This window comes from Pseudomonas sp. FW507-12TSA (assembly GCF_058781435.1).
Genome location: NZ_JBYSWT010000002.1, coordinates 198,394 through 221,366, shown reverse-complemented (window position 1 = coordinate 221,366; position 22,973 = coordinate 198,394). Strand labels below are relative to the sequence as shown.

Genomic DNA, 22,973 nt, shown 5'->3' with positions numbered 1-22,973 from the left:
AAGCCATAAGCTGCAAGCCCTTGCCGCTTTTTACTGGCTTGTAGCTTGCAACTCCAAGCGCTGTCTCAACGCTTGTCGCGGCGCTTCTTGTCGGCTTTCTTGTGGTGCGACATCAAGCGGCGCTTCTTGTTGACCTGACGGTCGGTGAGCGTGTTCTTGTTGCCCTCGTACGGGTTGTCGCTGCCCTTGAACTCGATACGAATCGGCGTACCCACCAGCTTCAGCACGCGCCGGTAGGTGTTCTCCAGGTAGCGCACATAGGACTTGGGCACCTTCTCCACCTGGTTGCCGTGGATCACGATCAACGGCGGGTTGGCACCACCCAGGTGGGCGTAGCGCAGTTTGATCCGGCGGCTGTTGACCATGGGCGGGGCATGCTCGCTCACGGCGTCTTCCAGGATCTGGGTCAGGCGGCTGGTAGGCCAGCGGGTCACCGCCGACTTGAAGGAGTTCTGCACCGATTGGTACAGGTTGCCCACGCCAGTGCCGTGCAATGCCGAGATGAAGTGGATATCGGCGAAGTCGACGAAGAACAGCCGGCGCTCCAGCTCGGTCTTCACGTAGTCGCGCTCGCTAGGCTGCATGCCGTCCCACTTGTTCAGGGCGATCACCAATGCCCGACCGGCTTCCAGGGCGAAGCCCAGCAGGTTCAGGTCGTGGTCCACCACACCTTCGCGGGCGTCCATGACGAAGATCACCACGTTGGCATCCTTGATCGCCTGCAGCGTCTTGACCACCGAGAACTTCTCGACTTCCTCGTGGATCTTGCCGCGCTTGCGCACACCCGCGGTGTCGATCAGCGTGTACTTCTCCTCGTTGCGCTCGAACGGGATGTAGATACTGTCGCGGGTGGTGCCGGGCTGATCGTAGACGATGACCCGGTCTTCACCGAGCATGCGGTTGACCAGGGTCGACTTGCCTACGTTGGGACGACCGATGATGGCGATCTTGATCCCATCCTTCTCGCTCGGACCAGGAATACGCTTGGCTTCCTCGCCTTCGGCAACGATCTCTTCCTCGCCCTCTTCGAGCTCGTCGGCGTCATCCTTGGGGAATTCGCGCAGGGTGATTTCCAGCATCTGGCTGATGCCACGGCCGTGGGCGCCGGCGATCGGGATCGCGTCCCCCATGCCCAGCGGGGCAAACTCGGCGCGAGCCATGTCCGGGTCGATGTTGTCGACCTTGTTGGCGATCACGTAGGAGGTCTTGTTACGTTTGCGCAGGTGCTCGCCGATCATCTGGTCGGCCGCGGTGAACCCGGCCTTGGCGTCCACCAGGAACAGCACCACATCGGCTTCTTCGATGGCCAGCAGCGACTGCTCGGCCATCTTTTCATCCATGCCATGTTCGTCACCGGAGATACCACCGGTGTCGATGAGAATATAGGTACGCCCTTGCCACTTGGCCTCACCGTATTGGCGATCACGGGTCAGACCGGACAGGTCGCCGACGATGGCGTCGCGAGTCCGAGTCAGGCGGTTGAACAAGGTGGACTTGCCGACGTTGGGTCGGCCCACCAGGGCGATTACGGGAACCATGCGGCTCTCCACTGCATTATTTCAGAAAATACAAAAGCCGCTGCGAGGCAGCGGCTGGTGCTCGGGGCAGCACCTTAAAGTGCTGCAAGCCTTGTCCAGACAAGGCCGCTTGGGGAATCAACCCCAAGCATAGTCAAACCATTACTTGATGGTCAGGGCTTCCAGTTTGCCGCTGTTGCCAAACACGTAGATCATGTCGCCCACCACCAGCGGACGAGCGCGCAGGCCGTCACTGTCGATGCGCTCACGAGCGACGAAACGACCATCCACCTGGCTCAGCAGGTGCAGGTAGCCTTCCAGGTCACCCACGGCCACATAGCTGGAGAACACTTCCGGTGCCGACAGCTGGCGGCGAGCCAGGGAATCGTTGCTCCACAGGGCGGAGGTCGAACGCTCGTCGATGCCTTCCACGGTACCCGAGGACAGGCTCACGTAGACGCTGCCGAAGCCCTGGGCGACACCTGCGTAGCTGGAAGCATCACGCTGCCACAGCGGGCGACCGCTCTCCAGATCCAGGGCCGTGACACGCCCCTGGTAGCTGGCCACGTACAGGGTGCCACCGGACAGCAGCAGGCCGCCGTCGATGTCCACCACGCGATCCAGCTCGGAACGACCTTGCGGGATGGCGACACGCTGCTCCCACACCGGCACGCCGTTGCGGATATCCAGCGCCACTACCTTGCCGGTGGAAAGGCCGGCCAGGGCCAGGCGGTTGGTCGCCAGCGGAGCACTGGTGCCACGCAGGGTCAGGACCGCCGGGGTGCTGTCGTAGAGCCAGAGCTGGTTGCCGGTGCTGGCATCGAGGCCGATCACCCGGTCATCCTGGGTCTGGACCACCACTACATCACCGTTGGTAGCCGGCGGAGCCAGCACTTCACTGGTGACACGGGCACGCCATTTCTCTTCACCGTTGGAAGTGTCCAGGGCAATGACTTCACCCTTGAGGGTGCCGATCATCACCAGGCCGTAACCCACGCCCACGGCGCCGGAAACCGGCAGTTCCAGGTCCTGCTTCCACTTGACGTCGCCGTTCATGCGGTCCATGGCCACCACTACACCGGTGACATCGGCGGCGTAGATGGTGCTGCCGTCGATAGCTGGAACCAGCATGTTGTAGGTTTCGCCCTGGCCATCACCGATGGAGCGGCTCCACTGTTTCTGCAGGACCACCTCTTCCTTGAAGTCGACCAGTTCGGCCGGTGGCAGTTCTTTCTTGCTGTTGCTGCTGCAACCCGCGGCCAACAAGGCCAGGGCCAGCAATGCTGCATGTTTCCAACGGATCACGTCACGCATCCCCTTTGGCCAGGTCGTCGAGCTTGATTTGTAGGCCACCGACCGCTGCTTCATCCGACAGCGCCGCCTTGGCTTTCTGATATGCAGCATGGGCTTCGTCAATGCGGCCCAACTGGACCAGCAGATCGCCCTTGAGTTCTTCACGGGTGGCCAGGAAGGCCTTGTCGGCATCGCCGTCGAGCAGCTTCAGGGCCTCGTCGGCCTTGTTCTGCGCGGCCAGCACCTGGGCCAGGCGCTGACGCGCCACTTCGCCCAGGGTCGCGTTCGCCGGCTTGTCGGCCACGGCCTTGAGCTGGGCTACAGCGTCATCCAGCTTGCCGCTGTCCACTGCTACCTTGGCGACGAACAGGCTGCCGTACTGCGCATAGGCGCTGCCGCCGAACTCGCTGTTGAGCTTGCCGGCCAGGTCGGTGACACGGGCTGCATCCGGCTTGCCATCAGGCGTCAGGGTGGTTTCAAGCAGTTGCTGATAGAGCACCGAAGCGCCTTGCGACTGGTTGTTCTGATATTTGTGCCAGGCCTGCCAGCCGAACACGATGACCAGGGCCAGCAGGCCGCCGTTCACCAGGGGTTTGCCGTTACGCTGCCACCAGTCTTTCAATTCCGCCAGCTGTTCATCTTCGGTACTCGACACCCCAATACTCCTTATTCGCTAAATCGGCTGTTTGACAGCTTCAACCCTGCACGACGCAGGTGGCCAGGTGCGCAGCGAGTGCATCCCAGGCAATGCTTTGTTGTTCGCCCTGGCCACGCAGGGGCTTGAAACCTACCACTTGCTGGGCCATTTCGTCGTCACCGAGGATTAGCGCATACAGCGCACCGCTCTTGTCGGCCTTCTTGAATTGGCTCTTGAAGCTGCCACCACCGGCGTTGACCTGCAGGCGCAGGTTCGGCAGTTGATCGCGTACCCGCTCGATCAGGGCCAGGCCTGCCAGTTCGGCGGCCTCGCCAAAGGCGCACAGGTAGACATCCACCTGGCGGGAGATCTCTTCCGGCACCCGCTCCAGGGTCTCCAGCATCAGCACCAGGCGCTCGATACCCATGGCGAAACCCACGCCCGGGGTCGGCTTGCCGCCCATCTGCTCCACCAGGCCGTCGTAGCGGCCGCCGGCGCAGACAGTGCCCTGGGCACCGAGCTTGTCGGTCACCCACTCGAAGACGGTCTTGCTGTAGTAGTCCAGGCCACGCACCAGCTTCGGATTGATCACATAGGGGATGCCAGCGGCTTCCAGGCGGGCCTTGAGGCCTTCGAAATGCACCCGGGACTCTTCGTCCAGGTAGTCGGCCAGCTTCGGCGCGTCCACCAGCACCGCCTGGGTGCCTGGGTCCTTGGTGTCCAGCACCCGCAGTGGGTTGGTCTTGAGGCGACGCTGGCTGTCTTCGTCCAACTGTTCGTGGCGGGCCGAGAGGAACTCCACCAGGGCATCGCGGTAACGCGCACGGGCCTCGGCGGTCCCCAGGCTGTTGAGCTCAAGCTTCACCGCATCGCGGATCCCCAGCTCGCCCCACAGGCGCCAGGTCAGCACGATCAGTTCGGCATCGATGTCCGGACCGTCCAGGTTGAACACTTCCAGGCCGATCTGGTGAAACTGGCGATAACGGCCTTTCTGTGGACGCTCATGGCGGAACATCGGGCCGATGTACCAGAGCTTCTGCACCTGGCCGGCACCAGTCAGGCCATGTTCCAGGGCTGCGCGCACACAGGCGGCGGTGCCTTCCGGACGCAGGGTCAGGGAATCGCCGTTGCGGTCCTCGAAGGTGTACATCTCTTTTTCGACGATGTCGGTCACTTCACCGATGGAGCGCTTGAACAGCTCGGTGAACTCGACGATCGGCATGCGGATCTGCTTGTAACCGTAGTTATCCAGCAGCCGTGCCACGGTGCCTTCGAAGTAGCGCCACAGCGGCGTCTGCTCGGGCAGGATGTCGTTCATGCCACGAATGGCTTGCAGGGACTTGCTCACAAAGAATCCTTAATACGTTCGGTTAGCCACGAGCGATCAGCGCTGCGTCGGCCTCGACCTTTTCGGCCGCCTTCTGCCGGATCAGCTTTTCCAGCTCGTCCACCAGATTGTCATTGGTCAGTTTCTGCGACGGCTTGCCATCGATGTAGATCAGGTTCGGTGTACCGCCGGTCAACCCCACATGGGCTTCCTTGGCTTCGCCCGGACCGTTGACCACACAACCGATCACCGCGACATCCATGGGTACCAGCAGGTCCTCCAGACGCCCTTCCAGCTCGTTCATGGTTTTCACCACATCGAAATTCTGCCGCGAGCAGCTCGGGCAGGCGATGAAGTTGATGCCACGGGAACGCAGGTGCAGGGACTTGAGGATGTCGTAGCCGACCTTCACTTCCTCGACCGGATCGGCCGCCAACGAGATGCGAATGGTATCGCCAATCCCTTCGGCCAGCAGCATACCGAGGCCGACGGCGGATTTCACCGTGCCTGAACGCAAACCGCCGGCTTCAGTGATCCCCAGGTGCAGGGGCTGGATGATTTCCTTGGCCAGCAGACGGTAGGCCTCGACGGCCATGAACACATCGGAGGCTTTGACGCTGACCTTGAAATCCTTGAAGTTCAGCCGTTCCAGGTGTTCCACATGGCGTAATGCCGACTCCACCAGCGCTGCCGGGGTCGGTTCGCCATACTTCTTCTGCAGGTCCTTTTCCAGCGAGCCGGCATTGACCCCGATGCGGATCGGGATGCCGCGGTCACGGGCCGCGTCCACTACCGCGCGCACCCGATCCTCGCGACCGATGTTACCCGGGTTGATCCGCAGGCAATCGACGCCCAGCTCGGCCACCCGCAGGGCGATCCGGTAGTCGAAGTGGATGTCGGCCACCAGCGGTACCTTGACCTGCTGCTTGATCCGGCCGAACGCTTCGGCGGCGTCCATATCGGGCACCGAAACCCGCACGATATCGACACCGGCGGCTTCCAGGCGGTTGATCTGGGCCACGGTTGCGGCCACATCGTTGGTGTCGCTGTTGGTCATGCTCTGTACCGCGATCGGGGCATCGCCGCCCACCGGTACCGAGCCGACCCAGATCTTGCGGGACTCGCGACGTTTGATTGGAGATTCGCCGTGCATGACTTATTGACCTAACTTCAGGCGAGCAGTCTCGCCGGTGGTGAACGGGGCGATATCCACCGCCTGACCGTTGTAGCTGATTTGTGCTCCACGGGCGTAGCCCAGCCGTACGGCAAAAGGCGGCTTGCCGCTGACATCGACGCTCTCGCCCTTGCGCTTCAAGGCGCTGAGCAGGATCTTGCCATTGCCGTCGGTGACCTGGGTCCAGCAGTCGGCGCTGAACTGGATCTGCACCTGCGCGGAGCCGGCGGCTGCGACAACCGTGGCTGGCACGTTGGCCTGAGCGGTCGCCGTGGTTGCCGGGGCTGGCACCGGAGCGGCCGGGGCCGCGATCACCGGGGCCGTAGCCGGGGCGGTCACAGGATGGGACACAGCGGCTGGAGCAACTGCCGGCGCCTGCGCAGGGGCAGCCGGAGCCACAACCGGGGCTGGGGTCTCGGCAGGTGCCTCGCCGGCCAATTGCGCAGCATTGGCCTCGGCTTCGCTCTGGCCTTCGGCAACGGCCTGGTCTTCCGGCTCGTCGATCGGGTGGATCTGGGTCTTGCCGTCGGCGCCCTCGACTTCCACATGTTCCGGGCTCAGGCCCACCAGTTCCTTGCTGCGCTGCGAGGTCTGGTCTTGCCACCAGATGAAACCACCGCCGACCACGGCCACCAGCAACAACAGGCTGACGATCCTCAGGATGGTATGGGAGACCCGCACCGGCTCTTCGATACGGCCCAAGGCATGCACGCTGCTGCCTTGGGAGTCGGTGCCGGTGTATTGGTCGAAAGCCTGGACCAGGGTCGCCTGGTCCATATCCAGCAACTTGGCGTAGGCACGGATATAGCCACGGGCGAAGGTATGCCCCGGGAGCTTGTCGAATGCGCCGGCTTCCAGGTTGCTCAGGGAGCTCACAGTGAGGTTGAGCTTGTGGGCCACGTCCGCCAGCGCCCAACCATTGCTTTCGCGAGCCTGGCGCAAGGTCTCACCGGGATTGACGCTAGTCGCTGCTTGAACTTCGGGTTGCGCCACTTTCATCATTGCTCCGACAGGTATTGCTGATATTCCGGCGTACCGGGATAGAGTCGTTTTAGTTGCAGACCGTAACTGGAGGCCTTCTCGTGATCTTCGAACACCGTTGCCAGGCGCACGCCGAGCAATAGACTACGTGCATTTTGCTCGCCAAGCAGGTTAAAACGATCGTAATAATCACGCGCGGGCACATAATGCCTGTCTTCGTAAGACAACTCAGCCATTTCCAGCAATGCGCGAGGCTGTTGGTGATTCAGCCGCAGGGCCTTCTCCAGATGCGACTGGGCCAGCTTGCGCTGGCCGAGCTTCGAGGCGGTCATCCCAAGGTTCTCGAGAACCCGGGAACGGCCGGGATACAGGGTATCAGCTGCGGCCTGCTCGAAACGCGAGTATGCGTCGTCGTAGCGCTTTTCCTGGAACAGGAAACTGCCGTAGTTATTGAGAATCCGGGAATCGTCCGGGCGTGCCGCCAGGGCCTTGCGAAACTGCGCTTCAGCCAGCGCCGGCTCCATCTCGGCCTGGAACACCAGCGCCAGGGCGGCATTGGCGTCGGCATCGTCGGGAGCCAGCTCCAGGGCCTTTTTCAGCGGGGCCTTGGCTTGTTCACCCAAGCCCTGCTGCAAATAGCCCAGCCCCAGCTGCACATAGGCCTGGCGCGCCTCGTCACGCCCCTTGCCAGTGTCCAGCGGGCTGGAATTGCCCGACATGACACAGCCAGCGCAAAGACTGGCAACAAGCAGGAGCAGCGCTAGGCGCAAGACCATGGAGATCCTCTCTCAGGTACGGGCCGCGACGCTTTGCGGCATATCGGCATCGGCGCTCAATTCACGCACGGCGATATAGCGTTCACTGCGCCGGGTGCGGTCCAGCACCTGGCCTACCAACTGGCCGCAAGCGGCATCGATGTCTTCCCCGCGGGTGGTGCGTACGGTGACGTTGAAGCCGGCATGGTGCAACTGGTCCTGGAAACGCCGGATGGCGTTGTTGCTCGGACGCTCGTAGCCGGAGTGGGGGAACGGGTTGAACGGGATCAGGTTGATCTTGCAAGGAATGTCCTTGAGCAACTCGATCATCTGCACCGCGTGCTCAGGCTGGTCGTTGACGTCCTTGAGCAGGGTGTACTCGATGGTCAGCACACGCTTCTCGCCCAGGGCCGACATGTAGCGCTGGCACGAGTCGAGCAGCATCTTCAGCGGGTACTTCTTGTTGATCGGTACCAGCTGGTTGCGCAGCGCATCGTTGGGAGCGTGCAGGGACAACGCCAGTGAGACGTCGATGTGCTTGGCCAGCTCATCGATCATCGGTACCACGCCGGAGGTCGACAGGGTCACCCGGCGCTTGGAGATGCCGTAGCCCAGGTCGTCCATCATCAGGTGCATGGCCGCGATGACGTTGTCGAAGTTCAGCAGCGGCTCGCCCATGCCCATCATCACCACGTTGGTGATGGCTCGGTCGATGGTTGCCGGGACGCTGCCGAAGGATTTGTTGGCAATCCACACCTGGCCGATGACTTCAGCGGCGGTGAGGTTGCTATTGAAGCCTTGCTTGCCGGTGGAGCAGAAACTGCAGTCCAGGGCACAGCCGGCCTGGGACGAAACGCACAAGGTGCCGCGCTTGCCCTGGGGAATGTATACGGTCTCGACGCAGCTGCCGGACGCCACGCGCACCACCCACTTGCGGGTGCCGTCGCTGGAGATGTCCTCGCTGACCACTTCCGGACCGCGAATCTCGGCAACGGCCTTGAGCTTTTCACGCAAGGCCTTGCCGACATTCGTCATGGCGTCGAAATCATCGACGCCAAAGTGGTGAATCCATTTCATTACCTGACCGGCACGGAAACGCTTCTCCCCGATCGAGTCGAAGAATTTCTCCATTTCCGGTTGAGTAAGCCCCAACAGGTTAGTTTTGCCGATCGATGTAGTCATGGTTTCACCCTTCACTCACAGGCCTGGCGGCTTAGCGAGTGGTCACCTCGGTAGCTGCGAAGAAGTAAGCGATTTCGCGAGCAGCGGCGGCTTCGGAGTCCGAACCGTGAACGGCGTTGGCGTCGATGGACTCGGCGAAGTCAGCGCGGATGGTGCCGGCAGCAGCTTCTTTAGGGTTGGTAGCGCCCATCAGCTCACGGTTGCGAGCGATGGCGTTCTCGCCTTCCAGAACCTGAACCACAACCGGACCGGAAGTCATGAAGGCAACCAGTTCGCCGAAGAAGCCACGCTCGCTGTGCTCAGCGTAGAAACCTTCGGCTTCGGCCTTGGACAGTTGCTTCATTTTCGAAGCTACAACGCGCAGACCGGCTTCTTCAAAACGGGAAACGATCTTGCCGATGACGTTTTTTGCAACAGCGTCAGGCTTGATGATGGAGAAAGTACGTTGAACAGCCATGGTGTAACTCCAGAAACGGTGATTAAAGCGAAAAATTAAACCCGCGAATTATACGCGGGTTTAAAGGGATTGCCTAACTGCGTAGCCCGCGGATTCAGTCAGTTTCGTCGATCCAGGCGGCCTGAATTGCTTCAAGAACCTTCTCGCCTCCGCGAGCCGGATCGTCACTGAACTCCGGCAATGCCAGAACCCACTTGTGCAGATCGACAAAGTTCACATAACGCGGGTCCACATCCGGCTTGGAATCAGCCAGCTGGATCGCGATTTCCAGTACATCAACCCACTTCAGACTCATGATGACCCCTTGAATCAGTGCGGCGCTTCGGCCGCGTGGTTGAGCGAGTACTTGGGAATTTCGACAGTCAGGTCTTCATCGCCAACAATAGCCTGGCACGACAAGCGCGACTGGGCTTCCAGGCCCCAGGCCTTGTCCAGCAAGTCTTCTTCCAGCTCGTCGGCCTCGTTCAGCGAGTCGAAACCCTCGCGCACGATGCAATGGCAGGTAGTGCAGGCGCAGACACCGCCGCAGGCGCTCTCGATCTCGATGTGGTTGTCATGGGCAACCTCGAGCAGCGAAACGCCGGGCTCGACTTCGACGACCAGGCCATCCGGGCAGAACACGGCGTGGGGCAGAAAAATGATCTGCGGCATCAGTTATTCCTCGATCTCATTCAGGTTGCGCCCCGCCAGGGCGGCTTTCACCGTCGAATCCAGGCGACGGGCAGCAAAGGCGTCGGTCACTTGCGACAGACGCTTGGTCTGCTGCTCGATGGCATAGCCATCGGTGCCACGCATCAATTCACTCAGTTCCTGCATCTGCAGCTCGATGACCATGCGCTCCTCGGCGTCCAGCAAGCGGTCGCCGTCGGCCTCCAGGGCCCCCTGCACCGCCTCGATCAACCGCTGGGCATCTACCTGCTGCTCACGCAGCACGCGGGCGACCTTGTCATCGCCGGCGTACTGGAAGGAATCCTTGAGCATCCGGGCGATCTCGCCGTCGGTCAGCCCGTAGGACGGCTTGACCTGGATACTGGCTTCGACTCCCGACCCCAGCTCCCGCGCGGCAACGCCGAGCAGGCCATCGGCGTCCACCTGGAAGGTCACCCGGATCTTCGCCGCGCCAGCCACCATCGGCGGGATGCCGCGCAGTTCGAAACGTGCCAGGGAGCGGCAGTCGCTGATCAGCTCGCGCTCACCCTGCAGCACATGGATCATCATGGCCGTCTGGCCATCCTTGTAGGTAGTGAAATCCTGGGCTCGTGCGACCGGGATGGTGGTGTTGCGCGGAATCACCTTCTCCATCAGCCCCCCCATGGTTTCCAGCCCCAGGGACAGCGGAATCACGTCCAGCAGCAGCAATTCGCCGCCGTCACGCTTGTTACCCGCCAGGGTATCGGCCTGGATCGCGGCACCTATGGCCACCACCTGGTCCGGATCGATCTCGGTCAGCGGCTGGCGACCGAACATCTCGGCAACCGCCTCACGCACCCGCGGAACACGGGTCGAACCGCCGACCATGACCACGGCCCGCACTTCGTCGAGCTCGACACCGGAGTCCCGCACCGCGCGACGACAAGCCTTGAGGCTGCGAGCGACCATCGGCTCGATCAATTCATCGAATGCCTCGCGGGTGAGCGCGGCGCGCCAGGCGCCATACTCGACGTCCACAGAAGCGGCGTCGGTCAAGGCTTCCTTGGCCCCACGGGCAATCTGCAACAGGTTACGCTGCGCGCCCGGATCCAAGTCGGAGGACAAACCGGCGCCCCGGATGATCCAGCTGGCGATGGCATGATCGAAATCGTCGCCACCCAGGGCGGTATCACCACCCGTGGCCAGCACCTCGAAGACACCGCCGGTCAGGCGCAGGATGGAGATATCGAAGGTCCCGCCACCCAGGTCGTAGATAGCCACGACCCCTTCGGCCTGCTGGTCCAGGCCATAGGCCACGGCGGCGGCCGTTGGTTCGTTGAGCAGGCGCAGCACATTCAGGCCGGCCAGCTTGGCCGCATCCTTGGTCGCTTGCCGCTGGGCATCGTCAAAATAGGCAGGAACGGTGATCACCGCGCCGACCAGCTCGCCGCCCAGAGTCGCCTCGGCCCGCTGGCGCAGCACCTTGAGCACCTCGGCGGAGACTTCCACCGGGCTCTTCGGCCCCTGCACCGTCTCGATGAACGGCATGTGCGATTCACCACCGACAAAACGATACGGAAGCTGCTCACCCAGTTGCTTGACGTCAGCCAGGCCACGCCCCATCAGGCGCTTGACCGACAGCACGGTGTTCAGGGGATCGGCGGGAGCCGCCAACCGGGCGGACTCACCCACCTCGACGCGATCGGCGTGGTAGCGCACGGCGGAGGGCAGGATGACCTGGCCCTGCGCATCGGCCAGCGGCTCGGAAAGGCCGCTGCGCAACGCAGCGACCAGCGAATTGGTAGTACCCAAGTCGATCCCCACAGCCAGGCGACGCTGGTGCGGTTGAGGACTTTGGCCGGGTTCAGCGATCTGCAGTAGGGCCATGTCTATCTGGACTTATCTGTATATCAGGCGTGCGACCGGAGCGGCACTAGGTTAATCGTCGAGGCGCTCTTCTAACTGGCGCACTTCGTAGGTGAGCTTGTCGAGGAACTGCATGCGCCGCATCAGGCGTTCGGCCTGCTCGCGCTGCGCGGCATCGTCCCAACAAGCTGCGAAGCTTTCGTTCAGCTGTTCCTGGGCGGTCTTGAGCCGGCGCTTGAACGCCGCCACCCCCGATAGATCGGCACTGTCCTGCAAGTCCTCGAGCTCTTCACGCCACTGCATCTGCTGTAGAAGAAACTCGGGATCGTGCACCGTAACCTCAAGCGGCAGCTCGCCGCCCTTGAGAGCCAGGAGATAACGGGCACGCTTGGGAGGGCTCTTGAGGGTCTGGTAGGCCTCGTTGAGGCTGGCGGATCGTTCCAGGGCCAGGCGCTGCTCACGCTCGGGGGCGTCGGCAAAGCGATCGGGATGGACTCCGCGCGCCAACTCACGATAGCGCGCGGCCAACTGATCGAGATCCAGGCGAAAACTCGGCTGCAACTCAAATAAGGCGAAATGACAAGGAGTACCCACAAGCAGCCTCAGACGTTGAAGCTTTCGCCGCAGCCACACTCACCGCGCACGTTGGGGTTGTTGAACTTGAAGCCTTCGTTCAACCCTTCCTTGACGAAATCAAGTTCGGTGCCATCCAGGTAGGACAGGCTCTTGGGGTCAATGATCACTTTCTCGCCGTGACTTTCGAACACCTGGTCGTCCTCGCCGATCTCGTCGACGAACTCCAGCACATAGGCAAGGCCGGAACAGCCCGTGGTGCGAACACCCAGGCGAATCCCATCACCCTTGCCGCGCCCATTGAGGGAGCGTCGCACGTGTTGAGCAGCCGCTTCTGTCATGCTGATAGCCATCGTGACTCCTTACTTGTCGCCAAATCTGTGAAAGCCGATCGGTCAGATCAGGCCTTTCTTCTGCTTGTAGTCGCGAACGGCAGCCTTGATGGCGTCCTCGGCGAGTACCGAGCAGTGGATCTTCACTGGAGGCAGGGCCAGCTCTTCAGCCAGCTGGGTGTTCTTGATGGTCTCGGCTTCGTCCAGGGTCTTGCCCTTCATCCACTCAGTGGCCAGGGAGCTGGAAGCGATAGCCGAACCGCAGCCGTAGGTCTTGAACTTGGCATCTTCGATGATGCCCTGCTCATTGACCTTGATCTGCAGGCGCATCACGTCGCCACAGGCAGGAGCACCGACCATGCCGGTGCCGACATCCGGATCTTCCGCGTTCATCTTGCCGACGTTACGCGGGTTCTCGTAGTGGTCGATGACCTTTTCGCTGTAAGCCATGATTCTTAATCCTCACTCATCAGAGAGTCGCTCTGGGGTTCCACAAACCGCCTTGTCGATACGTCCTGCAGAACCCTGTGCGGCGACTTAAATTCAGTGTGCCGCCCACTCGATCTTCGAGATATCGACGCCATCTTTGTACATGTCCCACAGCGGCGACAGGGCGCGCAGCTTGGTAACGGCCTCGCAGACTTTCTGTGCGGCGTAGTCGATCTCTTCTTCGGTGGTGAAGCGGCCGAAGGTGAAGCGGATCGAGCTGTGCGCCAGCTCGTCGTTACGGCCCAGGGCACGCAGCACGTACGAAGGCTCCAGGGAAGCCGAAGTACAGGCCGAACCGGACGACACCGCCAGGTCCTTGAGCGCCATGATCAGCGACTCGCCTTCGACGTAGTTGAAGCTCAGGTTCAGGTTGTGCGGCACACGGGCAGTCATGCTGCCGTTGACGTAAAGCTCTTCCAGGTGCTCGACCTGCTTGTAGAAACGGTCGCTCAGGGCCTGGATGCGAGCGTTCTCGGCCGCCATGTCTTCCTTCGCGACGCGGAAGGCTTCACCCATGCCGACGATCTGGTGGGTAGCCAGGGTCCCGGAACGCATGCCGCGCTCATGACCGCCACCGTGCATGGTGGCTTCCAGGCGAACACGCGGCTTGCGGCTCACGTACAGCGCGCCGATCCCCTTGGGGCCGTAGGTCTTGTGGGCAGAGAACGACATCAGGTCGACCTTCAGTGCCTGCAGGTCGATCTCGACCTTGCCGGTGGACTGGGCACCGTCGACGTGGAACAGAATGCCCTTGGAACGGGTCAGCTCGCCGATGGCGGCGATGTCATTGATGGTGCCGATCTCGTTGTTCACATGCATGATCGAAACCAGGATGGTGTCGTCACGCAGAGCTGCTTCCACCATGGCCGGAGTGATCAGGCCGTCTTCACCCGGCTCGATGTAGGTCACTTCGAAACCTTCGCGCTCGAGTTGGCGCATGGTGTCCAGGACAGCCTTGTGCTCGATCTTCGAGGTGATCAGGTGCTTGCCCTTGGTGTGGTAGAAATGCGCGACACCCTTGATAGCCAGGTTGTCGGACTCGGTGGCACCGGAAGTCCAGACGATTTCACGCGGGTCGGCGTTGACCAGGTCAGCCACTTGGCGACGGGCGTTTTCCACCGATTCCTCGGCTTTCCAGCCGAACACGTGGGAGCGGGACGCCGGGTTACCGAAGTTCCCGTCGACCAGCAGGCATTCACTCATCTTTTGCGCGACGCGCGGATCGACCGGCGTGGTCGCTGAGTAATCAAGGTAAATCGGCAATTTCATGGACTCTCTCCTAAATCAGGCTGGCTGGCGTGCCGCTAGCTCTTCGGCTGTCATTCGACGGCGGACGCTTCAATCTTGTCCAGGCGCGGCGCCTTGCCATTACAACGGCGCTGATCCTGACGCTGGGCCACTTCTTGCACCTCACGGCGGGTTACAAGGTCGGCCAAGCTGATACCGCTCAGAAATTCGTGAATCTGCAGGCTCAGATCGCACCACAGGTGATGGGTCAAACAGGTGTCACCGGCATGGCAATCACCCAATCCCTGGCATTTGGTCGCATCGACCGATTCGTTCACCGCATCGATCACCTGGGCTACCTGGATCCCCTGCATATCGCGCGACAGCTGATAGCCGCCACCGGGACCCCGGACGCTGGATACCAGGTTGCTACGGCGCAGCTTGGCGAAAAGCTGTTCGAGATAGGACAGGGAGATGCCTTGGCGCTCAGAGATATCGGCCAGGGAGACCGGGCCATGTTGCGCGTGCAACGCCAGGTCAAGCATGGCGGTCACCGCATATCGGCCTTTAGTAGTCAGTCGCATGGACAAGTACCACGGAGTTTCGGAATGGAGGCGAGTATGCAATACCCGAGTAATCGAGTCAACTATAAGACCAACTACTTTAGTCGGGTTTACCCGCAAAAGAGCGCGCGAATCATAGCAAAGTCTGCGACGTAATGGCACAGCGGATGGCAACAACCGACCTACGGGTCCGTTTCCGGCCAACTCGCCCTTTATTTGCGAGCGCCTCGGCCCCTGAGGAACCGAGACGCCGGCATTCAGCCGACCCGGCTGTCGCTCTTGTCCTTGACGCCGGCGAAGTCTTCCTCGCGCAGCGCAGGCAAGTCCTTGGCGCAATAGTCGCTACCCAGGTCCTTCAGCGCACCGCAAATCCCTTCCAGACGACCATCGACCGCCTGCAGGTGATCGAGCAACTGGCCAATGGCACGCGCCACCGGGTCGGGCATGTCCTCACTGACGCCATAAGCATCGAACCCGAGCTTTTCCGCCATGGCCTTGCGCTTGGCTTGCTGCTCGTCGCTGGACTTCATGATGATCCGCCCCGGGATTCCCACCACCGTCGCCCCTGCCGGCACTTCCTTGGTCACCACCGCATTGGAGCCGACCTTGGCGCCCGCACCGACCGTGAACGGCCCGAGCACCTTGGCGCCCGCCCCTACCACCACGCCATCTTCCAGGGTCGGATGGCGCTTGCCCTTGTTCCAGCTAGTGCCACCCAGGGTCACCCCCTGATAGAGCGTCACATCATCGCCAATCTCGGCCGTTTCGCCGATGACGATACCCATGCCGTGATCGATGAAGAAACGACGACCCACCTTGGCCCCAGGATGAATCTCGATCCCGGTCAGCCAACGCCCGAAGTTCGACACCAGGCGCGCCAACCACTTCCAGCCCATACCCCACAAGGCACCGGACAAACGATGGATCCAGATCGCATGCATGCCCGGATAGCAGGTCAGCACCTCGAAGGCGTTGCGCGCCGCCGGGTCACGATGGAATACGCTCTGGATATCTTCACGCAGACGCTCGAACATCACTGATCCTTCCGCTTTTGCAGCTCCCCACGGGCCGCTTTCTGGGTTTCCGTGAGGATGCCGCGCAATATGTTCATTTCCGCTCGAGTGACCGAGCTACGACCGTATAGCCGGCGCAGGCGCGCCATCAAGTGCCGGGGCTTTTGCGGATCGAGGAAGTCGATTTCCACCAACGCCTGCTGCAGGTGCTCGTAGAATCGCTCCAGCTCATCCATGGTCGCCAGCTCATCACTGGACGACACCGCTTCATCCTTGCGCGCCGCGCCCGACTGTCCTTGCACCGCCAACCAGGACACGCGCACTTCATAGGCCAGCACCTGCACCGCCGTTGCCAGGTTCAGCGAACTGAACGCCGGATCCGACGGGATATGCACGTGAAAATGACATCGCTGCAGCTCGTCGTTGGTCAGGCCGGAATCTTCACGACCGAACACCAGGGCGATCTGTGCCCCCTGCCCCGCCTGCTCCACGACTTTTACCCCCGACTCGCGAGGATCGAGCAATGGCCAGGGAATGCTCCGCTCACGGGCGCTGGTACCGAACACCAGGGTACAACCGATCAGGGCCTCTTCGAGCGTGGCGACCACCTGGGCACCCTCCAGGATGTCGGTGGCGCCGGATGCCCGCGCATCCGCCTCAGGAGAAGGAAATACCCGGGGCTCCACCAGCACCAGGCGCGACAACCCCATGTTCTTCATGGCGCGCGCAGCCCCACCGATATTGCCGGGATGACTGGTATTGACCAGGACGACACGAATGTTCTGCAGCAAGGGAAGCGCCCTCGGACGGGAAAGGGGAACAAATCTTACAGAACGGGCCGCGCTGTTGCCTTAAAAATAACCATCCGTCACTCCCGGCAACTCACCGGCAATCCAGCCCCCCCCATAAGCGCCATACGGCGGGCAGATGCAATCAAAGCGAACTCCGAACTTCATCTGCAAAAGTTTTCTGCTAGAATGCTCGGCTTTCTTTAACAACCTTAGGTGACCTATCCATGCAGCCAATGCTGAATATCGCGCTGCGCGCCGCCCGCAGCGCCAGTGAACTGATTTTCCGCTCCATCGAGCGCCTGGATACCATCAAGGTCGATGAAAAAGACGCCAAGGACTACGTGTCCGAGGTCGATCGCGCCGCTGAACAGAAGATCATCGACGCGCTGCGCAAGGCCTATCCGAATCACTCGATCATGGGCGAAGAAACCGGCCTGCATGCCGGCACCGGGATCGAAGGTGAAGAGTACCTGTGGATCATCGATCCACTGGATGGCACCACCAACTTCCTGCGTGGCATCCCCCACTTCGCTGTAAGCATCGCCTGCAAATACCGTGGTCGCCTGGAACATGCCGTGGTCCTGGATCCGGTTCGCCAGGAAGAATTCACCGCCAGCCGCGGTCGTGGCGCCCAGCTCAACGGTCGGCGCCTGCGGGTCAGCGGCCGCACCAGCCTCGACGGCGCACTGCTGGGCACCGGCTTCCCATTTCGCGACGACCAGATGGACAACCTGGACAACTATCTGGGCATGTTCCGCGCACTGGTCGGCCAAACCGCCGGCATTCGCCGCGCCGGCTCCGCCAGCCTGGACCTGGCCTATGTTGCCGCCGGTCGCTTCGACGCCTTCTGGGAGTCGGGCCTGTCCGAATGGGACATGGCGGCAGGCGCCCTGCTGATCCAGGAAGCCGGTGGCTTGGTGAGCGACTTCACCGGCGGCCATGACTTCCTGGAAAAAGGCCACGTGGTAGCTGGTAACACCAAGTGCTTCAAGGCCGTGCTGACCGCTATCCAACCACACCTGCCAGCTTCGTTGAAACGCTAAGCAACAGGCATGAAAAAGCACCCCGCGGGGTGCTTTTTTATACCTGCGATTCGCGCCATCGGCAGCCGCCGACTCATGCGCAAAGCATTATTGGCCGGGCTGATTCTGCCCCAGGATCAGCCGACCGTCTTTATCCACAGGGATCTGGTTGCCCGGATCGCGATCCATCCGTACCTGGCCCTGCTTGCCACCCAGATCGTACTTTACGTCATAACCCACGACCTTCTCGCTGATGTCATTGACCGTATTGCAGCGAGTTTGCGTCGTGGTGTAGGTGTCACGCTCCTGCATGCCCTCCTGCACCTTGTTACCCGCATAACCACCGCCCACGGCACCAGCTACAGTGGCGATCTTGCGACCATTACCGCCGCCAATCATGCTGCCCAGCAAGCCGCCACCCACCGCACCGGCCACGGTACCCAGGATCTGATGCTCGTCCTTGACCGGACGCTGCCGGGTCACGGCAACGTCCTTGCAGACTTCACGAGGGGTCTTGATCTGTTGCTTGACCGGCTGCACCGCCAATACTTGCGCATACTCAGGGCCGCTTTTAACCAAGCTGTAGGTGGCCACAGCACCCCCGGCAGTGACACCGACAGCACCCAATACCGCACCAACCAGCAACGACTTGTTCACGTGAACCTCCTGACCATACATACGGGTCATAACCCGCGCTTCTCCCAGCCTTGGAGCAAAAAAAAAGGCGCGAGTTCAACACTCGCGCCTTTTTAGCTGACGATTGGAAGGGGTCAGGCCCTCACGGACGGTCGTCCACTTCCTTGTCGGTATTGGCTGCGGGAATCAGGTCCTCGCTGCTCAGTTTCAGCCAGATCAGCACCACGTTGGCGATGTAGATCGAGGAGTAGGTACCCGCCAATACGCCGACGAACAGGGCAATGGAGAAGCCGTGCAGGTTATCGCCGCCGAAGAACAACAGGGCAATGATCGCCAGCAAGGTGGAGATCGAGGTCGCCATGGTCCGCAACAGGGTCTGGGTGGTCGAGATGTTGATGTTCTCGATCAGGCTGGCCTTGCGCAGCACACGGAAGTTCTCGCGCACCCGGTCGAATACCACGATGGTGTCATTGAGCGAGTAGCCGATGATCGCCAGTACCGCCGCCAGCACCGTCAGGTCGAAGGTGATCTGGAAGAACGACAGGATACCCACGGTCACCACTACATCGTGGATCAGCGAGACAATCGCACCGACCGCGAACTTCCACTGGAAGCGGAAAGCCAGGTAGATGAGGATGCCACCCAGAGCCATGAGCATGCCGAGGCCGCCCTGGTCACGCAGCTCTTCACCCACCTGGGGACCGACGAACTCGACGCGCTTGACCTGCGCCGGGTTATCACCGCCAACCTTCTGCAGCGCAGCTGCCACCTGGTGGCCCAGTTGCGGGTCTTCGCCCGGCATCCGCACCAGCAGGTCGGTGGTCGCACCGAAGCTCTGCACGATCGCCTCGTGATAGCCGGCGTCGTTCAACTGCGAACGCACCTTCATCACATCTGCCGGACGCTCGTAGGTCAGCTCGATGAGCGTACCGCCGGTGAAGTCCAGGCCATAGTTCAAGCCCTTGTGGAACCAGCTGAACAACGCCAGAACGGTCAGGAGCACGGTCAGGCCGAACGCAACGTTGCGCACGCCCATGAAGTTGATAGTACGTAACATGGCAGCCCCTTAAATCCACAACTTCTTGAAGTCACGACCGCCGAAGATCAGGTTGACCATCGCACGGGTCAGCCAGATGGCCGTGAACATCGAGGTAAAGATCCCGAGGGACATGGTCACCGCAAAGCCCTTGACCGGACCGGTACCCATGGCGAAAAGGATGCCACCCACCAGCAATGTGGTCAGGTTGGAGTCCAGGATCGCCGTGAATGCCCGGCCGAAGCCTTCGTTGATCGCCCGTTGCACGGTCATGCCAGCAGCGATTTCCTCACGTATCCGCGAGAAGATCAGCACGTTGGCGTCCACCGCCATACCCATGGTCAGTACGATACCGGCGATACCCGGCAGGGTCAGCGTCGCCCCCAGCAGGGACATCAGGGCCAGCAGCAGCACCATGTTCAACGCCAGCGCCACAGTGGCGATCAAGCCGAAGAAGCGATAGATGGCGATGATGAACAGCGACACGAACAGCATGCCCCACAACGAGGCATCGATACCCTTGGTGATGTTGTCGGCACCCAGGCTAGGACCGATTGTGCGCTCTTCGGCGAAGTACATCGGCGCAGCCAGACCACCGGCACGCAGCAACAGCGCCAGTTCCGAGGACTCGCCCTGGCCGTTCAGGCCAGTGATGCGGAACTGGCTGCCCAGTGGCGACTGGATGGTCGCCAGGCTGATGATCTTCTTCTCTTCCTTGAACGACTGCACCGGCACGTCTTTCTCGATGCCATCCACCACTTGCTTGGTGTAGGTGGTGATCGGCTTCTGCTCGATGAAGATCACCGCCATGCCACGACCGACGTTGTTGCGGGTCGAACGGTTCATCAGCTCGCCGCCATGGCCATCGAGCTTGATGTTCACCTGCGGACGACCGTGTTCGTCGTAGCTGGCCTGGGCATCGGTCACCTGGTCACCAGTGATGATCAGGCCCCGCTCGATCAGTGCAGGAGGACGGTTGCCCTCACGGAACTCGAAGGACTCGGAGGTAGCCTTGGTGGCACCCGGCTCGGCGGCCAGGCGGAACTCGAGGTTGGCCGTCTTGCCCAGGATCCGCTTGGCTTCGGCGGTGTCTTGCACGCCTGGAAGCTCGACCACGATCCGGTTCGCGCCCTGGCGCTGGACCAGAGGCTCGGCCACGCCCAGTTCGTTGACCCGGTTACGTACAGTGGTCAAGTTCTGCTTGATGGAGTATTCGCGGATTTCCGCCAGCTTGGCCGGGGTCATCGCCAGACGCAGCACCGCCTGACCGTTGAGGTCGGCTGGCACGATGTCGAAATCATTGAAATTCTTGCGGATCAGCGCACGAGCCTGTTCACGGCTGTCTTCGTCGCTGAAGCCCAGCTGGATGGCGCCATTGAGCTGCGGCAGGCTGCGATAGCGCAGGCGCTCTTTGCGCAGCAGGCTCTTGACGTCGCCTTCATAGACTTTCAGGCGCGCGTCGAGGGCTTTCTCCATATCCACTTCCAACAGGAAGTGCACACCACCAGAAAGGTCCAGACCCAGTTTCATCGGGTGCGCGCCCAGATTGCGCAGCCACTGCGGAGTGGTTTGCGCCAGGTTCAACGCCACCACGAAATCATCGCCCAGCGCCTTGCGCACTACATCCTTGGCCGGGAGCTGGTCTTCCTTGTTGATCAAGCGCAGCAGGCCGCCCTTGCCGTTGGCGGCAACGGAAGAAGCCTTGACGTTGATGCCGGCGTCGGTGAGCGCCTTGCTCGCACGATCCAGATCCGCCTGAGTGACCTGCAGCGCAGTGCTCGCACCGCTGACCTGAATGGCCGGGTCATCAGGGTATAGATTGGGAGCGGAATAAATAAAACCGATCGCCAGCACCGCCAGGATCAGTAGGTACTTCCATAGAGGATATTTGTTCAGCATCACGCCGCCCGTTATGACGCGGGGCGCCTTGCGCGCCCCGTCGATTGGTAAAAGATGAAACTTAGATCGCTTTCAGCGTGCCTTTTGGCAGCGTGGCCGCGATCGCGCCCTTCTGGAACTTCAGCTCAACCGAGTCCGACACTTCCAGAACCACGAAATCGTCGGTCACTTTGTTGATCTTGCCGGCGATACCACCGGTGGTCACAACTTCATCGCCTTTCTGCAAGCTGCCCAGCAGGTTCTTCTGCTCTTTGGCGCGCTTGGCCTGTGGACGCCAGATCATCAGATAGAAGATGACCAGGAAACCCACCAGAAAAATCCACTCGAAACCAGTGCCAGCAGGGCCGGCAGCAGCAGGTGCGGCGGCATCCGCATACGCGGCAGGGATCAAAAAGCTCATTTAGCACTCCGATAGTTGCAAAATTAGTATCTGACGCTTCTGGAAATCAATCCAAAGGCGGCACGGACAATCCGCGCTTGGCATAGAAGGAATCGACAAAGGCGGCCAATGTACCTTGTTGAATAGCCTCGCGCAAACCAGCCATAAGGCGCTGGTAATGGCGCAAATTATGGATGGTATTGAGCATACTTCCGAGCATTTCCCCGCACTTGTCCAAGTGGTGCAGATAGGCACGGGAGAAGTTCTGGCAGGTATAGCAATCACAGGTTGGATCCAGGGGCGAATCATCATGGCGATGGAACGCGTTACGGATCTTCAGCACGCCGGTGTCGATGAACAGATGCCCATTGCGGGCATTGCGGGTTGGCATCACGCAATCGAACATGTCCACACCGCGGCGCACACCCTCAACCAGATCTTCCGGCTTGCCAACTCCCATAAGGTAACGAGGTTTGTCGGCTGGCATCTGGCCTGGCAGGTAGTCCAGAACCTTGATCATTTCATGCTTGGGCTCGCCCACCGACAGGCCGCCGATGGCCAGGCCGTCGAAGCCGATCTTGTCCAGGCCTTCCAGGGAGCGCATGCGCAGGTCCTGGTGCATGCCGCCCTGGACGATGCCGAACAGCGCCGCAGTGTTGTCGCCGTGGGCGTTCTTTGAGCGCTGCGCCCAACGCAGGGACAGCTCCATGGAGATCCGCGCCACGTCCTCGTCAGCCGGGTACGGCGTGCATTCGTCGAAGATCATCACGATGTCCGAACCCAGGTCACGCTGCACCTGCATCGACTCTTCCGGCCCCATGAACACCTTGGCGCCGTCCACCGGCGAGGCGAAGGTCACGCCCTCTTCCTTGATCTTGCGCATGGCACCCAGGCTGAACACCTGGAAGCCACCGGAGTCGGTAAGGATCGGCCCTTTCCACTGCATGAAGTCATGCAGGTCGCCGTGGGCCTTGATCACTTCGGTGCCCGGACGCAGCCACAGGTGGAAGGTGTTGCCCAGGATGATCTCGGCGCCGATGGCCTCGATATCCCGCGGCAGCATGCCCTTGACCGTGCCATAGGTGCCCACCGGCATGAAGGCCGGGGTTTCCACCGTACCGCGGGGGAAGGTCAGGCGACCGCGACGCGCCTTGCCATCAGTGGCCAGGAGCTCGAAGGACATACGACAGGTGC

The 22,973-nt window shown here is 61.3% G+C and carries 25 protein-coding genes; 1 reads left to right on the top strand and 24 read right to left on the bottom strand.

Translation table 11 applies throughout. From position 1 onward, the window contains the following. Positions 1–65: 65 nt before the first annotated feature. From der to trmJ, 19 genes are all read right to left on the bottom strand, one after another. On the bottom strand, positions 66–1,538 hold the full coding sequence (gene der, locus AC3WK8_RS03180; protein WP_022640692.1) for a ribosome biogenesis GTPase Der: 1,473 nt from the start codon (positions 1,536–1,538) through the stop codon (positions 66–68). A 141-nt stretch (positions 1,539–1,679) separates the two neighbouring features. Further along, the gene (gene bamB, locus AC3WK8_RS03175; protein WP_022640693.1) at positions 1,680–2,831 is read right to left on the bottom strand and encodes an outer membrane protein assembly factor BamB; all 1,152 of its coding nucleotides are present in this window, start codon (positions 2,829–2,831) and stop codon (positions 1,680–1,682) included. Further along, positions 2,824–3,465, bottom strand: coding sequence for a tetratricopeptide repeat protein (locus AC3WK8_RS03170; RefSeq protein WP_022640694.1), 642 nt, complete (start codon positions 3,463–3,465; stop codon positions 2,824–2,826). The genes bamB and AC3WK8_RS03170 overlap by 8 nt, the downstream gene beginning before the upstream one ends. 40 nt (positions 3,466–3,505) lie before the next feature. Continuing rightward, a complete protein-coding gene (gene hisS, locus AC3WK8_RS03165) occupies positions 3,506–4,795 on the bottom strand; it encodes a histidine--tRNA ligase (protein ID WP_103324004.1) in 1,290 nt (429 codons plus the stop codon). A 22-nt stretch (positions 4,796–4,817) separates the two neighbouring features. After that, a complete protein-coding gene (ispG, locus tag AC3WK8_RS03160; protein ID WP_022640696.1) occupies positions 4,818–5,927 on the bottom strand; it encodes a flavodoxin-dependent (E)-4-hydroxy-3-methylbut-2-enyl-diphosphate synthase in 1,110 nt (369 codons plus the stop codon). A gap of 3 nt (positions 5,928–5,930) precedes the next feature. Further along, positions 5,931–6,947, bottom strand: coding sequence for a RodZ domain-containing protein (locus AC3WK8_RS03155; protein ID WP_103324005.1), 1,017 nt, complete (start codon positions 6,945–6,947; stop codon positions 5,931–5,933). Beyond that, entirely contained in the window at positions 6,947–7,705 is a 759-nt protein-coding gene (gene pilW / locus AC3WK8_RS03150; protein WP_103324006.1) for a type IV pilus biogenesis/stability protein PilW, read from the bottom strand. The genes AC3WK8_RS03155 and pilW overlap by 1 nt, the downstream gene beginning before the upstream one ends. Before the next feature lie 12 nt (positions 7,706–7,717). Next, on the bottom strand, positions 7,718–8,866 hold the full coding sequence (gene rlmN / locus AC3WK8_RS03145; protein ID WP_031320437.1) for a dual-specificity RNA methyltransferase RlmN: 1,149 nt from the start codon (positions 8,864–8,866) through the stop codon (positions 7,718–7,720). Between the two features lie 31 nt (positions 8,867–8,897). Continuing rightward, positions 8,898–9,323, bottom strand: coding sequence for a nucleoside-diphosphate kinase (gene ndk, locus AC3WK8_RS03140; RefSeq protein ID WP_022640700.1), 426 nt, complete (start codon positions 9,321–9,323; stop codon positions 8,898–8,900). 94 nt (positions 9,324–9,417) lie between these two features. Then, on the bottom strand, positions 9,418–9,618 hold the full coding sequence (gene iscX, locus AC3WK8_RS03135) for a Fe-S cluster assembly protein IscX (protein WP_022640701.1): 201 nt from the start codon (positions 9,616–9,618) through the stop codon (positions 9,418–9,420). A 14-nt stretch (positions 9,619–9,632) separates the two neighbouring features. Continuing rightward, the gene (gene fdx, locus AC3WK8_RS03130) at positions 9,633–9,974 is read right to left on the bottom strand and encodes an ISC system 2Fe-2S type ferredoxin (RefSeq protein WP_022640702.1); all 342 of its coding nucleotides are present in this window, start codon (positions 9,972–9,974) and stop codon (positions 9,633–9,635) included. Positions 9,975–9,977: 3 nt separating this feature from the next. Continuing rightward, the gene (hscA, locus tag AC3WK8_RS03125; RefSeq protein WP_103324007.1) at positions 9,978–11,840 is read right to left on the bottom strand and encodes a Fe-S protein assembly chaperone HscA; all 1,863 of its coding nucleotides are present in this window, start codon (positions 11,838–11,840) and stop codon (positions 9,978–9,980) included. Positions 11,841–11,891: 51 nt separating this feature from the next. After that, on the bottom strand, positions 11,892–12,413 hold the full coding sequence (hscB, locus tag AC3WK8_RS03120) for a co-chaperone HscB (RefSeq protein ID WP_103324008.1): 522 nt from the start codon (positions 12,411–12,413) through the stop codon (positions 11,892–11,894). Positions 12,414–12,421: 8 nt separating this feature from the next. After that, on the bottom strand, positions 12,422–12,745 hold the full coding sequence (gene iscA / locus AC3WK8_RS03115) for an iron-sulfur cluster assembly protein IscA (protein ID WP_053131791.1): 324 nt from the start codon (positions 12,743–12,745) through the stop codon (positions 12,422–12,424). Between the two features lie 42 nt (positions 12,746–12,787). Next, positions 12,788–13,174 (bottom strand): Fe-S cluster assembly scaffold IscU, encoded by a 387-nt coding sequence (gene iscU / locus AC3WK8_RS03110; RefSeq protein ID WP_007929523.1) that lies wholly within the window; start codon positions 13,172–13,174, stop codon positions 12,788–12,790. A gap of 93 nt (positions 13,175–13,267) precedes the next feature. Next, complete coding sequence (locus AC3WK8_RS03105) at positions 13,268–14,482, bottom strand: IscS subfamily cysteine desulfurase (protein WP_022640706.1); 1,215 nt, start codon at positions 14,480–14,482, stop codon at positions 13,268–13,270. Positions 14,483–14,532: 50 nt separating this feature from the next. Continuing rightward, entirely contained in the window at positions 14,533–15,024 is a 492-nt protein-coding gene (gene iscR, locus AC3WK8_RS03100; protein WP_011063217.1) for a Fe-S cluster assembly transcriptional regulator IscR, read from the bottom strand. 236 nt (positions 15,025–15,260) lie between these two features. After that, positions 15,261–16,037, bottom strand: coding sequence for a serine O-acetyltransferase (gene cysE / locus AC3WK8_RS03095; protein WP_022640708.1), 777 nt, complete (start codon positions 16,035–16,037; stop codon positions 15,261–15,263). Continuing rightward, the gene (gene trmJ, locus AC3WK8_RS03090) at positions 16,037–16,807 is read right to left on the bottom strand and encodes a tRNA (cytosine(32)/uridine(32)-2'-O)-methyltransferase TrmJ (protein ID WP_103324009.1); all 771 of its coding nucleotides are present in this window, start codon (positions 16,805–16,807) and stop codon (positions 16,037–16,039) included. Before trmJ ends, cysE begins: the two co-directional genes overlap by 1 nt. 224 nt (positions 16,808–17,031) lie before the next feature. Here trmJ and suhB point away from each other — a divergent pair, with 224 nt between their 5' ends. Then, a complete protein-coding gene (gene suhB / locus AC3WK8_RS03085) occupies positions 17,032–17,850 on the top strand; it encodes a type III secretion system regulator SuhB (RefSeq protein ID WP_007941397.1) in 819 nt (272 codons plus the stop codon). Between the two features lie 87 nt (positions 17,851–17,937). Here the strand turns inward: suhB and AC3WK8_RS03080 are convergent, their stop codons facing one another. The 5 genes from AC3WK8_RS03080 to tgt all read right to left on the bottom strand — a co-directional run bounded on the left by AC3WK8_RS03080 (position 17,938) and on the right by tgt (position 22,962). Further along, entirely contained in the window at positions 17,938–18,486 is a 549-nt protein-coding gene (locus AC3WK8_RS03080; protein ID WP_022640711.1) for a glycine zipper 2TM domain-containing protein, read from the bottom strand. A 121-nt stretch (positions 18,487–18,607) separates the two neighbouring features. Then, complete coding sequence (gene secF / locus AC3WK8_RS03075; protein WP_022640713.1) at positions 18,608–19,522, bottom strand: protein translocase subunit SecF; 915 nt, start codon at positions 19,520–19,522, stop codon at positions 18,608–18,610. A 9-nt stretch (positions 19,523–19,531) separates the two neighbouring features. Then, positions 19,532–21,400, bottom strand: a complete 1,869-nt coding sequence (gene secD, locus AC3WK8_RS03070; protein ID WP_085594999.1) for a protein translocase subunit SecD — start codon at positions 21,398–21,400, stop codon at positions 19,532–19,534. Positions 21,401–21,461: 61 nt separating this feature from the next. Further along, positions 21,462–21,800, bottom strand: coding sequence for a preprotein translocase subunit YajC (gene yajC / locus AC3WK8_RS03065; RefSeq protein ID WP_011063224.1), 339 nt, complete (start codon positions 21,798–21,800; stop codon positions 21,462–21,464). Positions 21,801–21,846: 46 nt separating this feature from the next. Then, complete coding sequence (tgt, locus tag AC3WK8_RS03060) at positions 21,847–22,962, bottom strand: tRNA guanosine(34) transglycosylase Tgt (protein ID WP_178087987.1); 1,116 nt, start codon at positions 22,960–22,962, stop codon at positions 21,847–21,849. Positions 22,963–22,973 lie beyond the last annotated feature (11 nt).

Bases quoted from the DNA above. Each gene is read 5' to 3' on its own strand.
- pilW (WP_103324006.1), bottom strand. From the start codon at position 7,705: ATGGTCTTGCGCCTAGCGCTGCTCCTGCTTGTTGCCAGTCTTTGCGCT.
- hscA (WP_103324007.1), bottom strand. From the start codon at position 11,840: ATGGCCCTACTGCAGATCGCTGAACCCGGCCAAAGTCCTCAACCGCAC.
- iscX (WP_022640701.1), bottom strand. From the start codon at position 9,618: ATGAGTCTGAAGTGGGTTGATGTACTGGAAATCGCGATCCAGCTGGCT.
- secD (WP_085594999.1), bottom strand. From the start codon at position 21,400: ATGCTGAACAAATATCCTCTATGGAAGTACCTACTGATCCTGGCGGTG.
- rlmN (WP_031320437.1), bottom strand. From the start codon at position 8,866: ATGACTACATCGATCGGCAAAACTAACCTGTTGGGGCTTACTCAACCG.
- cysE (WP_022640708.1), bottom strand. From the start codon at position 16,037: ATGTTCGAGCGTCTGCGTGAAGATATCCAGAGCGTATTCCATCGTGAC.
- bamB (WP_022640693.1), bottom strand. From the start codon at position 2,831: ATGCGTGACGTGATCCGTTGGAAACATGCAGCATTGCTGGCCCTGGCC.
- der (WP_022640692.1), bottom strand. From the start codon at position 1,538: ATGGTTCCCGTAATCGCCCTGGTGGGCCGACCCAACGTCGGCAAGTCC.
- AC3WK8_RS03155 (WP_103324005.1), bottom strand. From the start codon at position 6,947: ATGAAAGTGGCGCAACCCGAAGTTCAAGCAGCGACTAGCGTCAATCCC.
- ispG (WP_022640696.1), bottom strand. From the start codon at position 5,927: ATGCACGGCGAATCTCCAATCAAACGTCGCGAGTCCCGCAAGATCTGG.
- AC3WK8_RS03105 (WP_022640706.1), bottom strand. From the start codon at position 14,482: ATGAAATTGCCGATTTACCTTGATTACTCAGCGACCACGCCGGTCGAT.
- tgt (WP_178087987.1), bottom strand. From the start codon at position 22,962: ATGTCCTTCGAGCTCCTGGCCACTGATGGCAAGGCGCGTCGCGGTCGC.
- suhB (WP_007941397.1), top strand. From the start codon at position 17,032: ATGCAGCCAATGCTGAATATCGCGCTGCGCGCCGCCCGCAGCGCCAGT.
- iscA (WP_053131791.1), bottom strand. From the start codon at position 12,745: ATGGCTATCAGCATGACAGAAGCGGCTGCTCAACACGTGCGACGCTCC.
- ndk (WP_022640700.1), bottom strand. From the start codon at position 9,323: ATGGCTGTTCAACGTACTTTCTCCATCATCAAGCCTGACGCTGTTGCA.
- iscR (WP_011063217.1), bottom strand. From the start codon at position 15,024: ATGCGACTGACTACTAAAGGCCGATATGCGGTGACCGCCATGCTTGAC.
- fdx (WP_022640702.1), bottom strand. From the start codon at position 9,974: ATGCCGCAGATCATTTTTCTGCCCCACGCCGTGTTCTGCCCGGATGGC.
- yajC (WP_011063224.1), bottom strand. From the start codon at position 21,800: ATGAGCTTTTTGATCCCTGCCGCGTATGCGGATGCCGCCGCACCTGCT.
- secF (WP_022640713.1), bottom strand. From the start codon at position 19,522: ATGTTACGTACTATCAACTTCATGGGCGTGCGCAACGTTGCGTTCGGC.
- iscU (WP_007929523.1), bottom strand. From the start codon at position 13,174: ATGGCTTACAGCGAAAAGGTCATCGACCACTACGAGAACCCGCGTAAC.